Below are 13,294 nucleotides of genomic sequence, written 5' to 3' on the forward strand. Positions count from 1 at the left end.
CGGACGAAGAGGCGGAAACCGATGCATGGACAGATGCACGGACGCTTTCTGCCGCGCCGCACGTATCGAACACGTCGGCCTGCCCCTCAAGTCATTTACGACCGGTCCGATCGCATGATAATGCGGTGAACGAGGCCGTACATTACCGCTTCCTCGGCGGTGAGCGACGTATGCGAGGCCAGGTCCTCCCGGACGCGCGCTCCGGACTGCCCCGTCGCTTCTGTAAGCAGACGCACCACACGCCGCTCCAAATCTGCTTTTCTGTCCGCCACGTCCTCCACCGACTCGCCGGCGGCCGCGGAGATTTCAGGCGGCTCGAAGCGAAAACGTACGTTTTCCAACGCGATGCGGTGTTGCTCGTCCGTGCCGGTCAGCAAAAGAAGACCGGCGCCCTGGACACCACCACCCGCAATTACAGTTACCGGTGCATCCATATCGCGCATCACGTCGACCAGACTGCACGCCGCCTCCGCATCGCCTCCCGGGGCATTTGTCAGCATCAACCGGACGGGGTCGTTCCCTTCTCGATCCAGCAACATCAGGTGCTGCGAGAGCTGGGATGCGACATCCGCATCAATCGGACGACTCAGAACAAGCGTGCGATCGCTTCGGGAGACACCGGGGAGTTCGGAACGGATAAACTCGGGAAGGCTCATCAGGCAAAACGATGGTGGCTGCGGACAGGAGAATGACGTGCCGTCTCAAGAGACGACTGCATCCGTTTGCACCTGTATCGGCTCATCGTGATCCCTTTTGCCCGTGTCGAGATGATAAAACGCGGCGCCCAAGAGCACAGAGGCACACGCCCGCAGCCTCCGCGCGTTTAGTCCTCGAGCGTCGAGAGGTCACCCGGGTCATCACCGACCTCTTCAGCCTTCAGCAGTCGTCGAACGATCTTGCCAGATCGCGTCTTCGGAAGTTTCTCCCGAAACTCGATCTCACTCGGTGTTGCGATCGGCCCAAGCTCCGTTCGGACATGCTGCACGAGGCTCTTCGTGGTCGCCTCGGTGGCCTCGTATCCATCCATCAGCACGACGAAAGCCTTGATCGCCTCTCCCTTCACCTCATGTGGAATTCCGATGACCGCCGACTCCGCGACGGCATCATGGACGATCAAAGCACTCTCGACATCTGCCGTGCCAATTCGGTGGCCGGCAACGTTCAGGACATCGTCGCTTCGACCAAGAATGCTGATGTACCCGTCTTCGTCCATGCTCGCGACGTCACCGGCGGAGTACACGTCGCCAGGCACCTCATCAAAATACTGTTTGTAGCGAGCGTCGTTGTCCCAGATCGTTCGCATCATGTGCGGAAACGGTCGATTAAGGACAAGCAGACCGCCTTTCCCTCTCGGAACGTGCATTCCGTCCGCGTCCACGACGGACGCCTCGACCCCGGGAAGGGGCACCCCCGCGGCCCCGGGCTTCGCCGACATCGTAATCGGCGTTCCGATCGTGGGCCCGCCAAGCTCCGTTTGCCACCAGTTGTCGACGACGTATCCGTTTTCCTCCAGGATATTCGTAAACGCCCATCGCCAGGCTTCCGGATTGAGCGGTTCGCCGGCCACGGCGATCAGGCGAAGCGAACTCAGGTCATGGGACTGCGGATACTCCTCGCCGTGCTTCATGAACATGCGGATGGCCGTGGGAGCAGTAAACATGACGTTGACTTCATGCTCAGCCGAGACCTTCCAGATCGAGCCTGGATCAGGATGATCTGGCGCACCTTCCCGGAAGACCGTCGTCACGCCCTCCACAAGAGGAGCGTAGACGATGTATGAGTGCCCGACGATCCAGCCGATGTCCGACGTCGCCCAGTAGACGTCATCATCCTTCACATCGAAAAAGCTCCGGAGATGGTAACTCGTTCCCACCATGTAGCCGCCGTGTACGTGAACGACGCCCTTGGGCTTACCGGTAGATCCAGAGGTGTAAAGCACAAAAAGCGGGTGCTCCGCGTCTACGGGCACCGGATCGCAATCCGGTTCATGGTCCCGAATCAGGTCATGAAACTGGATCTCCCCCTTCGATTGCGGCTGCGTCTCACGACGGAACCAGATCACGTGATCGACGGGCTCCTCCTCCAGTGCACCATACACGTTCCCCGTCAAGTCCACGGGTTTCCCGCGACGCATGGAAACGTCGCCTGCGATCACCGCCTTCGCGTCAATATCTTCGATTCGGTTGGCGAGGGCGCCGACGCCCATGCCCGCGTACACAACCGAGTGGATCGCCCCGATGCGGGCGCATGCGAGCATCGCGATGATACCCTCAATCGTCAACGGCATGTAAATGATCACCGTATCGCCGACGCCAATTCCGAGTGACTGGAGGCCACTGGCAAAGCGCGAGACGAGGTTGCGCAGCTCGGCGTACGTGTAGCGGGTACTCGAATTGTCCTCGTTCACCGCGACAATAGCCGTCTTGTCCGCTCGCGGACCATCGGCATGGCGATCCAGAGCGTTGGCGGTAATATTGGTCTTCGCACCAACAAACCAGCGGTGATGCGGAAATTGAGCATCGAACACCGAACTCCACGGTGTCGTCCACTCGAATCTCTGGGCCCAGTCCGACCAGAAGCCCGCCGGGTCATCGATGCTCCGCTGATATTCAGCATCGAAGTCGGTTACGTTCGCCTGATCCACCAGATCATCAAGGGGCGGATAGACGACATCCTGTTCAAGCACGCGATCAATCGCCATGGCAACACCGGCGTCAGAGTGAAGATACTGTTCAGGGGTTCAACATAGACATGACACCCTTTGCATGCTACTCTCGCTGTGTGGGGAGATCCCCGATTTTTATGTGTGTCATCAGCACATCAACCTTCCGCCACAGGAATACACGAAATCTGGTCGATGGAAGCACGAATGCTTTGGATCCAGAGTTATACAGAAGCTTGTAAAGACCAGCGCAATCTGGACCCGTTTTTGTTGTAGACCGGTACGCTGCCGCACCTGGTTTTCCCCGACCAGTAATACCCAGGTATTGTGCGCATGAAATTGAGCATGGTGGTTACCCGTGTTGCGGCCCGCCCCACTCCCACGCCCTTCATTTCGACCGTTTCCCACGCGAATGTCCTTTCGATCGGCGACAGGTTTACTCCTCCTCGCACTCCTCTCCTCCCTTGCTCTTACGGCCTGTCAGACGACAGAGACACAACGAATCATTGACGTCGGTCCCGATGATACGCGCTCGACCATCACGGGCACCATTGTCGACAGCCTGACCGGTGAACCGCTCGACAGCGTGACGGTGTCGTATCGCGGTGCCGGCCAAACCCTGAAGACGAACATAAGGGGGGAATTTGTTCTACCCGACGTGCCTCCCGGCGTCTACGTATTCGACCTATCCAAATACGGATACCACGACCGGCGCAACGTCGCTGCTGTTGTGAATCCGGATGATCGTACGGTCGAGATTACGACCACCATGCTCAGCCAGTCACTGGACATGCAGTGCAATGATGTCAATGCCGACTACCACTCCGACGTAAACAACTTCCTCGAGGACGACTCGACCGGGGTGCGTCTCCGGACGCTCGATTTTGTTGCAGAGGATGGTGGAGTCTACGTTCAACCGGTTGTCTCGAATAATGTGAATGCCCCGATCTTCATGCCCGAGAATCTCGGAGCATACGGGCATTATGAACTGTCGCTCGTCCGTGAAAACGGCGACCCCGTTTCGTTCAGCTATCCCGGTGCTCCGCCGCAGGGGGATGGAATGGGAGACAAGCGGGTCTACGAGCGCGGAGATGTACGCGTGATTGTTCCACGAGAATCGCAGCGCCTCGACCCGACCGAAGTCCAGATCGACGAGTCGGTCGCGAATGGCACCCCCATCTACGCGAAGATGCGGTACAACTTCTCGCTCGACCAGACCCTCCGCCCGACGCCAACCTCCACCTTCCCCGCGGTTAACCTTGATTCACTGCGCGCGCCGTACTTCGATACGCTTCGTGTCAGTGATCGTCTCATTGTACCGGACAGCCTGATTATCGGAGTCGACACGACGCTTGTTCGCGTGCTCGGCACAGACACTACAATCACACGCGACGACCAAGTTCTCTACTCATCGGACGAGAACGACACGCTCGACGTGAATACGGCGCTCTCGCTACTTCGGCTTCGCCCCCCGGAGGAGCCGCTCGGTCCGGTGACGCTCCCTCCGATCGACACAACGCGCCCTCCGCTCTACATTGTCGATCGATTTGAGGATAGAAAGCTCGACACCCTGATTGCCGACCCGGCGCGCCTGGATGGGTTCCTGGAGGCCTCCTGGACCGAAGATTCCACAGAAACTCGAGCGCTGCGCACGCGACGCCGTCCCCTATGGCGCCATGAGCCACCGACCGCGTCCAATCCAACGGCGCTCGACTCACTGCTCGCACAGGTCTTCGTGCCCGACTCGGTTCGTATCGACTCGCTACTCTCCGACTCGACGCTCCTCTCGGGCTTGCTTCCGCCGCCCGATACGACGCAGAATGTCTCGTCCATCGACACCATGGCGACGGACAGTATCGCGGCTGATAGTACACGCCTCGATACGTCACACGTCATGCCTACAGCATCCGATTCGGTCGATGCCGACTCGATGCTCGTCGATACGACAGGGACCGACATTACCGTAGCTGATTCGATCCGAACGGAGCCCGCTACGGATTCGACGCAGACACCTCCCATGGCCGGTGCTGATTCCGTCGCGGTTGACACCGTGCATGTGGATTCCGCTGCGGTGGACACGACGGTATCGGACTCGACCGCCATCACGGCTGCCCCTCCAGAGCCACGGATTACAATCGACTCTCTGCGGAAGACCGTCGATGTGGACTCACTCCGCGATGCGCGCCGGACGGAAATCCTCCGGTCGGCTCTCGAGCGAGATACGTCACGCACGATGCCGCTGGAAATGATCCGGTCGGCGGTGCTCGTTGACTCCCTGGAGCGATCCATTCGCGGCGACTCGCTCCGGTCGGGCCTCCCTCCGACCGAGGAGCTCGTCGGCCTCGCGGCAACACTGGACTCGCTGTCAACGCTCCCGCCCATTCCAGAAGGCGACGTTGCGCTCTCGGTACCTCAGGCGTGGACCCGCGACTCGACGCGCGTGCTACTGCTGTCACCGATGTTCTTGCGCCAGCCGATGACGCCGTTGCTCGATACGATGATGGTTGACGACGTCACTTCCCTGACGCCACAGCGTCTTCTGTTGCGTCCGAAGCGTCTCAGTCAGGTAATCGTGCAGCAGATCATCCTTGCACCGATCAGCGTGTACCGAGACGACTACCTCGATACCTGGGCAGAGGTGCAACGCGTGAATCTCCGCGATCCATACTGCGACATTCTCCGGATTCCGCTCGAGACCGAGTGGCGGTCGACGACCGTTCAGTAGGTTTCTGCGTCGCAGTTAACAACACCAAGCCGCCACGGTGCCTCGTGCCGTGGCGGCTTTTGTATGGGAGGAGCCAGCGGTACGTAACCCGAGTCGAGTACGACCCCATCCTCCCTCGTCGTGCTTCCACTTGATGGCCACTCACTACCTGTGATACGGAATCCGACTTATACGGTCGGTCCTCGGGGCGTCTGCGCAACCCCGCTTCGTTCGGTTCGCGCACAGTGTCTATAGTTCACGTGTCATCGGATCAGCATCAGGCCTGGGAATAGATAGGAACGACCAAGCGTACGTTTTTGAAACCCATCCGCCAAACAGTTCCTCAACGGGATACGCTTAATCGTTCTTCTGCTGGGAGCGCGTCCGCCAAGTCGAAGACGTTGGAGACGGCGACATTTTCAGGTCGAAACGATATCAGAGCAAGGATCCGATGCGCTCTGAATCTTCCGGATTTCTCTCCTATATTTGTACATGAATGCCGCAAGGCGCTGACACCCCGTCTTATTCCCATCGCGGACGACCATGTCTTCTAGAGAGACGGAACCCATCGAGATCATCGAAATCGCCGATTTTCTGTCGTCAACGCCTCCCTTTACGGAGCTCAATGACGACGGAATCCGGACGGCTGCCCGATCCATCGATATTACGTACGCACCGTCGGGGAGCGTCGTCCTCGACATTGGCGATGCACCCGAAGCCCTTTTCTTGATCCGGTCCGGAGCCGTCGAGCTCCACAATGACGCCGACGTGCTTGTCGCTCGGCTCGGCGAACATGAGTTCTTCGGATACCCCTCCCTCCTGACCGGCGCTCCCGCGAGCCGCCGAGTCACGACGATCGAGGATACGCTGCTGTATCACATCCCGGAAGCTCTCTTCGATCGATGCCGGTCTGAGAGCGACGCGTTCGACCGGTTCTTCGCACGTGCACACGCCGAGCGCGTCCACGATGCAGTGCATGAAGGGAAGAAGAACGTCCCACTGACGACACCACTACGACGCCTGTTGTCCCGATCTCCGGTTACGGCGTCACCGGACACCTCGATTCGCCGCGCGGCCGAGACAATGCGCGACCAACGTGTTTCATCCCTCTTGCTAACCGACGATAGTACCCTCGTCGGTCTCATCACGGATCGCGACCTACGCAATCGAGTCCTCGCCGCCGGTGTGAGCCCAGATGATCCGGTTTCGACGGTGATGACGAATGATCCAAATACGATCGGGCCGGATGCGCTCGCATTTGAAGCCATGCTCTCGATGAGCCGGCATAACGTCCACCACTTGCCCGTGGTCGATGGCGAGGGACTCCATGGGATGGTGACGACGACCGACCTGATCCGTCAGCAGGTCGACAGTCCGGTCTACCTCGTCGGTGAGGTCTGGAAATGCGACAGCGTGGAACGTCTCGCCACGGTGAGTCGCCAGATCCCGTCGATGCTGCGGCAGATGGTCGCCGCTGGCGCTCGCGCGGATGACGCCGGACGCATGGTCACCGCCGTCACAGATGCCCTCACTGAGCGCCTGATTGAGCTGGCCATCGACGAACTTGGGGAGCCTCCGACCAAATTTGCATGGCTCGCGCTCGGGTCTCAGGCGCGCCACGAACAAACCGCCCATTCCGACCAAGACAATGCACTCGTTCTCGCTAACGATGCGACCGAGGAAAACGACGCCTATTTCTTCGAGCTCGCCACGTTCGTCTGCGATGGGCTGAACGCCTGCGGGTACGAGTACTGCCCCGGCGAAGTCATGGCCACCACGGATCGCTGGCGTCAGCCGACCAGAGACTGGAAACATACGTTCCGCAACTGGATCGAGGAGCCGCACCCGAAGGCGCTCATGCACTCCACGATCTTTTTCGATCTACGACACATCTACGGCGATGACAGCCTGACGCGAGAATTACAGGCGTTTGTTTTGGATCGCACAGCAAAAAACACGATTTTCCTTGCCTCCCTCGCTGCCACTGCACTGGACAACAAGCCTCCGCTCGGTTTCTTTCGCCAGTTCGTTCTCGAGGAGCACGGCAACCAAAAGGACACCCTCGACCTCAAACTCAATGGTGTGGTCCCAATCGTTGACCTGGCCCGGATCAACGCGCTCGGGAATGGCGTGTCCGCCGTCAACACCCTCGAGCGCTTCACTCAGTTGGCGGATCGCGGTGCGATGAACGCCGATGATGCCGCGGACCTGCGGGATGCCTACGAGTTCATCGCCACGGTTCGGCTTCAGCATCAGGTCGACCAGATTCGACAGGGCATCGAACCGGACAATTACGTGTCTCCAAACTCCCTCTCGGATTTCGATCGGCGACACCTCAAGGATGCATTCCGGATCGTTTCGCGCATGCAGTCCGCGCTGTCGCAGCGCTACCAGACCAGCTTTATCTCCTAGCGTGCCTCCGGGTCCCCAGACGCTGTGAACGACCTCCGTGATCTACGCTCCGATTCGCCGGTTCAGCCATGATTAGAACGTTGCGTCGGAAATGGTATCGCGCCCAGGCAAACGGAGCGATGGCCAAATACTTGAGCGTTCCCCTTCCTTCAAAACGTGAAGATGTAAGGGCGTTGGAGTTTTTGGCTCTAGACCTGGAAACGACAGGTCTGGATTCTGCCACAGATCGCATCGTTAGTATTGGCTCCGTCCGGATTGCAGGAGACCGCATTCTGGGAAATAGTGCGCGACACACGCTGATCCAGATCGACGGGTCCGTGCAGCAAAGCGCCACAATTCATCAGATCACGGATACCGATCTGGACACAGCGGTTCCTGAGCGAAGCGCTCTCGATGCGACACTGGACGAACTATCCGGCCGGGTCCTCCTCGTACATCACGCCGCGATGGACTACGGTTTTCTGAACGCGGCCTGTCATCGGCACTATAACATGCCACTTATTACACGGACCGTCGATACCCTTAAACTCGCCCGACATCTCCGCGAACGGGGGAACCAACAGATCAAAGAGGGCGAACTTCGGTTGCACGCCCTGCGCACAGCGTACGGTCTTCCGCGATACGCCGCACACAACGCACTCTCCGACGCCGTCGCGACCGCTGAACTGTACCTGGCTCTGCTTCCGCGCTGGGCCGGACGCGACGCTCTTCCCCTCCGGACGATTCTCGCATAATCACGCCGGAGCCCTTCACCTTCCTGACTCAAGACCTAATCGTTCTCGTACATGTTCATGTCTCGCTCTCTCTCGCTCGCTGCCGGCTTCATCGCTGCGCTCGTTCTTGTTCTCTCTGGTTGTGGCAAAGAAGGCCCGAAAACGACGGAGCGCGTTGTTGAAGTATACCCAGACAGCACGCCGCGAACCGTGGAGGTGTTGCAAGGTGACTCGGTGATCGAGACACGGCATTTCCGTACAACCGGATCGCTGATGCGCATCGAGCGGGGCGACTCGGTTGCTACCTACCTCGACATCCATTCTCTCGACTCCGCCTACGTGCTACAGGATTTCCTGCAGGGCCGCTGGCGGAGCATCGGCATCGATACAACCGACTCGGCCGCCAGTGAAACCTACGTGTTCGACAAAAACTCCCTCACGTTCATTAACCCGTTCGGGGAGCAACATGAATCGATTGGCATCCAGTACGACTCCCTGCGCACCCTATACACGGAGTCGGGTACGCCGGTCACGGCTGAGATCGTCGATGTCGACACGGTACAGGTAACCGGGTACACGCTGGTCCGAGAGGAACCGTTATCCACCGACGGATAGAACCTGCAGGGAGCAAACACAAAACGGCTCACCCGGGCGTGATTGCCCCGGTGAGCCGTTTCTCATGTTGATTCGAAATGGAACGGCCTATCCGTTCCAGAGAACGCGAGCGTAGCGGCGTTTCCCAACCTGCAGGACGAACGGGGCCCGATCCGACACGTCGACGTACAGGCCGGTATCCGTGACCGTCTCACCATCGATGGAAACGGCGCCTTGCTTGATCATGCGGCGCCCCTCGCTATTTGACTGCGTGAGGCCTGCACCACGCATCAGGTTCAGAAGCCCAACCTCCTCTCCTTCGTCCGCCTCGGAAACATATTCATCAATGTCTTCCGGCACACCACCCTGTACGACGGTCTTTTCAAAGTGCTCGCGTGCCTCTTCCGCGGCGTCCTCTCCGTGATACATCGTCACGATGCGCGCGGCGAGCTGGTGCTTGGCGTCCCGTGGATTCTCCTCTGCGAACGCCTTCACCTTGTCGAGCGCCTCCGTCGGGATGTCCGTGATGAGCTCCGTATAGCGATAGATCTGCTCGTCCGGAATCGACATCGTCTTCCCGTACATTTCCGCGGGCGACTCGCTGATCCCGATGGCGTTGTCGAGCGACTTCGACATCTTCTCCTGCCCGTCTGTGCCGACCAGAAGCGGAAGCATCATACATACCTGTGGCTCCTGACCGTCAACCTCCTGTACGTGGCGACCCACGAGGAGGTTGAACCGCTGATCGGTTCCACCGAGCTCGACATCCGCCTCGATGTGTTTCGAGTCCTGGGCCTGCGCGAGCGGGTACAGAAACTCGTGAATACTGATCGGCTGGCCCGCCTGGTAGCGCGTCTTGAAGTCTTCGCGCTCAAGCATCTGCGCCACCGTGTACGTGCCGGCAAGCTCGATGACGTCGCTAAACGTCATTTCATCGAGCCACTCGGAGTTGTAGACGATGTCCGTCTTGTCCTCGTCGAGAATCCGGGTCGCCTGCTCGTAGTACGTGCGACCATTCTCGCGCGTCTCCTCCAGGGTCAGCGCTGGACGGGTCTTCGATCGCCCCGTCGGGTCACCGATCATTCCGGTGAAGTCGCCAACGATGAGCACCGCGCGGTGCCCGAGATCCTGAAACTGGCGGAGCTTTCGGAGGACGACGGTGTGCCCGAGGTGCAGATCCGGCCGGCTCGGGTCGCAGCCGAGCTTTATGGTGAGAGGCGTGTCATTGTCGCGCGAGCGTTTCAGCTTCTTCTTGAGGTCATCTTCCGGCACGACCTCCTCGACGCCACGCATCAGAACCTTGAGCTGTTCGTCGACAGGTGGGAACGGCATTCGTTGCAGGATGAAATTGATTGGACAAAATGAACAGCCCGGCTACGTCGACCGGGCCGTGAACGGTGCGGTGATCTGTGAGGGAAGCCCCTCCACCGCTAGATGTTGTACGACTTCTTCACTTCATCAAGTCGGCGCTGAGACTCTCGATCTTTGATCGACTGCCGCTTGTCGTGCTGCTTCTTCCCCTTGCCGAGGCCGATCTTCAGCTTTGCCCAGCCGTCGCGAAAGTACAACTCGAGCGGAACGATCGTGTAGCCCTCTTGCTCGGCTTTGTCGCCCCACTTCTCGATTTGACTCGACTTCAGCAGAAGCTTTCGATTCCGGCGCGGCTCGTGGTTGAAGTGGCTCGCCTGCTCGTACGGCTTGATGTATGCATCGTGCAGCAGCATTTCGCCGTAGCGATCCACGCTGCAGTACGACCCGTCGAGACTCACCTTGCCTTCGCGTACGGACTTCACCTCGGAGCCTTTCAGCACAAGACCTGCCTCCAGGGTTTCCTCGATGTTGTAGTTGAAGCGTGCCTTTTTATTACGCTCAACTGTTTTGATTCCGTCTCCCATAACTCACCTTTTCCACGTCTTGTCAATCGTATCGCCGGGCCTCGCGCTAGTCGTCGCCACCCGGGTTGAGGTCCGGCAGATCCCCTTTCGGAAAGTTCGGGGGCGAGCCAGGGGGCTGATCTCCACTGGACGGTGGGGCTTCCGGGGGCGGGCCTTCGTCATCGTCATCTTCCTTGCCCTGTCCGAGGAAAACGAACGGTAGGTCCGGCACCTCATCGGTCAGGTCATAGTAAAACATGTACTGCCGGAGCTCTGTCAGGCTCGCAATCGCGAGCCGGTCGAGCGCCGAACGCAGATCTTCGCGATAAAACTCGCCGAGCCGCTGTGACGTCTCCTGCGCCATGACCCAGACGTCGCGGTTTTCTTCCGCAGCCTTGCGTCCGTCGACGAGCGCTTCCGTCAGATCATCCGTCGCCTGGTCGCGCCGCGTGACGAAGAGGCCCCAGACCATCGGGTAGTTTGTCAGCTCGTACCATTCGCGTCCAAGGTCCATGGAGAAGGTATCGACCTCCATGGCCGGCACGTCGTTTCCAACGAGAAGGGCAGCGTCTTCCTCCGTGTCCATGAGCTGGCGCGGGGACAGGCCGTCGTACGGGACGAAGGCGGGCTCCTCACCGTAGTGCTCTTGAAGCACCACGCGAGCAATAAACCGCTCCTGTGAGACACGGCGATCGTACGCCACCGTCTTCGGGTAATCGTGCAGTCCCCCGCTCCAGGCGAGACGCGCGTACGGATACTTCCACGAGACCAGTCCCACACTGGGAATGACATCGATCGAGTCCGCAGCCTGCAATGCGAGCGTCGTCGGGAGAAGCGCAACGTCGACTTCCCCCTGAACGAGGCGCCGCGCACACTCCTCCGGACGGAATCGCAGGATGTCAAACGGGTTGGACACCGCTCCGGACGTAAATCCGGACACGAGAAACTCTGCCGGCGGTAAATCCCAGATGGCGAGCTTCATTCAGACAGGCGATTCTTTTCCGAGAGACGCGAAATCAATGGCCCATAGGCGTGAAACAGCACGCGTCCGAGCCTTCAGACTCAGACGCGTGCAGAGCCGTTGGATACTGTGCGCCTAATCGGCAATAGCCGACGCAGCCACGCATCCGCCGAAAAAACCGGCTTACGCATCACGCATGCGCTCCTTGATCCGTGCGGCTTTGCCTGCACGATCGCGGAGGTAGAACAGCTTCGAACGGCGAACGCGACCACGGCGAACGACGTCAATTTTGGCGATACGCGGCGAGTGCAGCGGAAAAATACGCTCGACGCCGATTCCGCTGGAAATCTTGCGGACCGTGAAGGTCTGACTGGATCCGCTGCCGCGGCGCTGAAGCACAACGCCTTCGTACTGCTGGATCCGCTCCTTGTCACCCTCGACCACGCGGAGGTGCACGTTCACCGTGTCGCCCGGTTCAAACTCCGGCCGGTCGTCTTTGAGTTGCGTGGTTTCTATGAGGGAAATGAGGTCGGTGGTAGCCATAACGGGTACCTCGTAAATTTTTGGGGTTGGTGGCAGTCAACTGATCTGCCGGGAATGTCGAATAGGCTGCAGGGGAGCAGCGCGAAGGTCAAAAGCGACCCGTCAGCCGGTCTCGGCAGCAGGGTCTTCGAGTAAGTCCGGTCGGCGGCGCCTCGTTTTCTCAATCCGTACGGTATCTCTCCACTCGGTGATCGCGGCGTGATTCCCCGAACGAAGCACGGGAGGAACCCTGAGGCCGCGATACTCTGCCGGTCGCGTGTAGACCGGCGCATCGAGAAGCCCATCCTGAAACGAGTCGGTGAGTGCGGACGACGCATCACCCAGCACGCCGGGTTGGAGTCGCGCGACAGCATCAATCAGGACCAGCGCCGGCAATTCACCGCCGCTGAGCACGTAATCTCCGATGGACACTTCGAGCGTCACGAGCTCATCTCGAACCCGCTGATCGACGCCCTTGTAGTGGCCCGCGAGGAGAACCAGGTGCTCGGCCATCGACAGGCGATTCGCCATCGGCTGGTCGAACGGCTCTCCATCCGGCGTGAGGAAAATCACCTCATCCGGTTCGCCGTGCGCATCTTTGATTGCATCGATACTAGCGAATATCGGTTCCGGCTTGAGCACCATTCCGGCGCCTCCACCAAACGGATAGTCATCGATTTGCCGATGCTTGCCTTCGGCGAACTCACGAAGGTCATGCACTTCGATCTCAACCGCCCCTTTGTCCTGAGCCCGACCGACGATGCTATGTTGGATCGGGCCACGAACGATGTCGGGCAACGCCGCTATAACGTCAATTCGCATGGTACCACGTGCAGTCATCAATACGCGAGC

At 59.4% G+C, this 13,294-nt stretch carries 11 protein-coding genes; 4 read left to right on the forward strand and 7 right to left on the reverse strand.

Annotated elements, in window-relative coordinates:
* Positions 1-95: 95 nt before the first annotated feature.
* The gene (locus CRI94_RS02970; RefSeq protein WP_098074153.1) at positions 96-656 is read right to left on the reverse strand and encodes a ClpP family protease; all 561 of its coding nucleotides are present in this window, start codon (positions 654-656) and stop codon (positions 96-98) included.
* Positions 657-823: 167 nt separating this feature from the next.
* Positions 824-2,701, reverse strand: coding sequence for an acetate--CoA ligase (acs, locus tag CRI94_RS02975; protein WP_098074154.1), 1,878 nt, complete (start codon positions 2,699-2,701; stop codon positions 824-826).
* A gap of 373 nt (positions 2,702-3,074) precedes the next feature.
* On the opposite strand from acs, the gene CRI94_RS02980 reads away from it, so the two are divergent.
* From CRI94_RS02980 to CRI94_RS02995, 4 genes are all read left to right on the forward strand, one after another.
* Positions 3,075-5,387, forward strand: coding sequence for a carboxypeptidase regulatory-like domain-containing protein (locus CRI94_RS02980; RefSeq protein WP_098074155.1), 2,313 nt, complete (start codon positions 3,075-3,077; stop codon positions 5,385-5,387).
* Between the two features lie 522 nt (positions 5,388-5,909).
* Positions 5,910-7,778 (forward strand): putative nucleotidyltransferase substrate binding domain-containing protein, encoded by a 1,869-nt coding sequence (locus tag CRI94_RS02985; RefSeq protein WP_098074156.1) that lies wholly within the window; start codon positions 5,910-5,912, stop codon positions 7,776-7,778.
* 68 nt (positions 7,779-7,846) lie between these two features.
* Positions 7,847-8,512, forward strand: coding sequence for a 3'-5' exonuclease (locus CRI94_RS02990; protein WP_098074157.1), 666 nt, complete (start codon positions 7,847-7,849; stop codon positions 8,510-8,512).
* Positions 8,513-8,569: 57 nt separating this feature from the next.
* Positions 8,570-9,106, forward strand: a complete 537-nt coding sequence (locus tag CRI94_RS02995; protein WP_143815276.1) for a hypothetical protein — start codon at positions 8,570-8,572, stop codon at positions 9,104-9,106.
* Positions 9,107-9,193: 87 nt separating this feature from the next.
* Here CRI94_RS02995 and tyrS read toward each other — a convergent pair whose 3' ends face one another.
* The 5 genes from tyrS to trmD form a co-directional block, all read right to left on the reverse strand.
* Complete coding sequence (gene tyrS, locus CRI94_RS03000; protein WP_098074159.1) at positions 9,194-10,417, reverse strand: tyrosine--tRNA ligase; 1,224 nt, start codon at positions 10,415-10,417, stop codon at positions 9,194-9,196.
* A gap of 98 nt (positions 10,418-10,515) precedes the next feature.
* Entirely contained in the window at positions 10,516-10,980 is a 465-nt protein-coding gene (gene smpB, locus CRI94_RS03005) for an SsrA-binding protein SmpB (protein WP_098074160.1), read from the reverse strand.
* A 46-nt stretch (positions 10,981-11,026) separates the two neighbouring features.
* Positions 11,027-11,941 (reverse strand): MqnA/MqnD/SBP family protein, encoded by a 915-nt coding sequence (locus CRI94_RS03010; RefSeq protein WP_098074161.1) that lies wholly within the window; start codon positions 11,939-11,941, stop codon positions 11,027-11,029.
* A 162-nt stretch (positions 11,942-12,103) separates the two neighbouring features.
* The gene (rplS, locus tag CRI94_RS03015) at positions 12,104-12,463 is read right to left on the reverse strand and encodes a 50S ribosomal protein L19 (protein ID WP_098074162.1); all 360 of its coding nucleotides are present in this window, start codon (positions 12,461-12,463) and stop codon (positions 12,104-12,106) included.
* 102 nt (positions 12,464-12,565) lie between these two features.
* Entirely contained in the window at positions 12,566-13,264 is a 699-nt protein-coding gene (gene trmD / locus CRI94_RS03020; RefSeq protein WP_098074163.1) for a tRNA (guanosine(37)-N1)-methyltransferase TrmD, read from the reverse strand.
* Between the last annotated feature and the right edge of the window lie 30 nt (positions 13,265-13,294).

The sequence above is a fragment of the Longibacter salinarum genome (assembly GCF_002554795.1).
GTDB classification, from domain to species: Bacteria; Bacteroidota; Rhodothermia; order Rhodothermales; family Salinibacteraceae; genus Longibacter; species Longibacter salinarum.

What these genes read in the sequence shown, in the direction of transcription:
- CRI94_RS02970 (WP_098074153.1), bottom strand. Translation starts at nt 656, where the DNA reads ATGAGCCTTCCCGAGTTTATCCGTTCCGAACTCCCCGGTGTCTCCCGA.
- acs (WP_098074154.1), bottom strand. Translation starts at nt 2,701, where the DNA reads ATGGCGATTGATCGCGTGCTTGAACAGGATGTCGTCTATCCGCCCCTT.
- CRI94_RS02980 (WP_098074155.1), top strand. Translation starts at nt 3,075, where the DNA reads ATGTCCTTTCGATCGGCGACAGGTTTACTCCTCCTCGCACTCCTCTCC.
- CRI94_RS02985 (WP_098074156.1), top strand. Translation starts at nt 5,910, where the DNA reads ATGTCTTCTAGAGAGACGGAACCCATCGAGATCATCGAAATCGCCGAT.
- CRI94_RS02990 (WP_098074157.1), top strand. Translation starts at nt 7,847, where the DNA reads ATGATTAGAACGTTGCGTCGGAAATGGTATCGCGCCCAGGCAAACGGA.
- CRI94_RS02995 (WP_143815276.1), top strand. Translation starts at nt 8,570, where the DNA reads ATGTCTCGCTCTCTCTCGCTCGCTGCCGGCTTCATCGCTGCGCTCGTT.
- tyrS (WP_098074159.1), bottom strand. Translation starts at nt 10,417, where the DNA reads ATGCCGTTCCCACCTGTCGACGAACAGCTCAAGGTTCTGATGCGTGGC.
- smpB (WP_098074160.1), bottom strand. Translation starts at nt 10,980, where the DNA reads ATGGGAGACGGAATCAAAACAGTTGAGCGTAATAAAAAGGCACGCTTC.
- CRI94_RS03010 (WP_098074161.1), bottom strand. Translation starts at nt 11,941, where the DNA reads ATGAAGCTCGCCATCTGGGATTTACCGCCGGCAGAGTTTCTCGTGTCC.
- rplS (WP_098074162.1), bottom strand. Translation starts at nt 12,463, where the DNA reads ATGGCTACCACCGACCTCATTTCCCTCATAGAAACCACGCAACTCAAA.
- trmD (WP_098074163.1), bottom strand. Translation starts at nt 13,264, where the DNA reads ATGCGAATTGACGTTATAGCGGCGTTGCCCGACATCGTTCGTGGCCCG.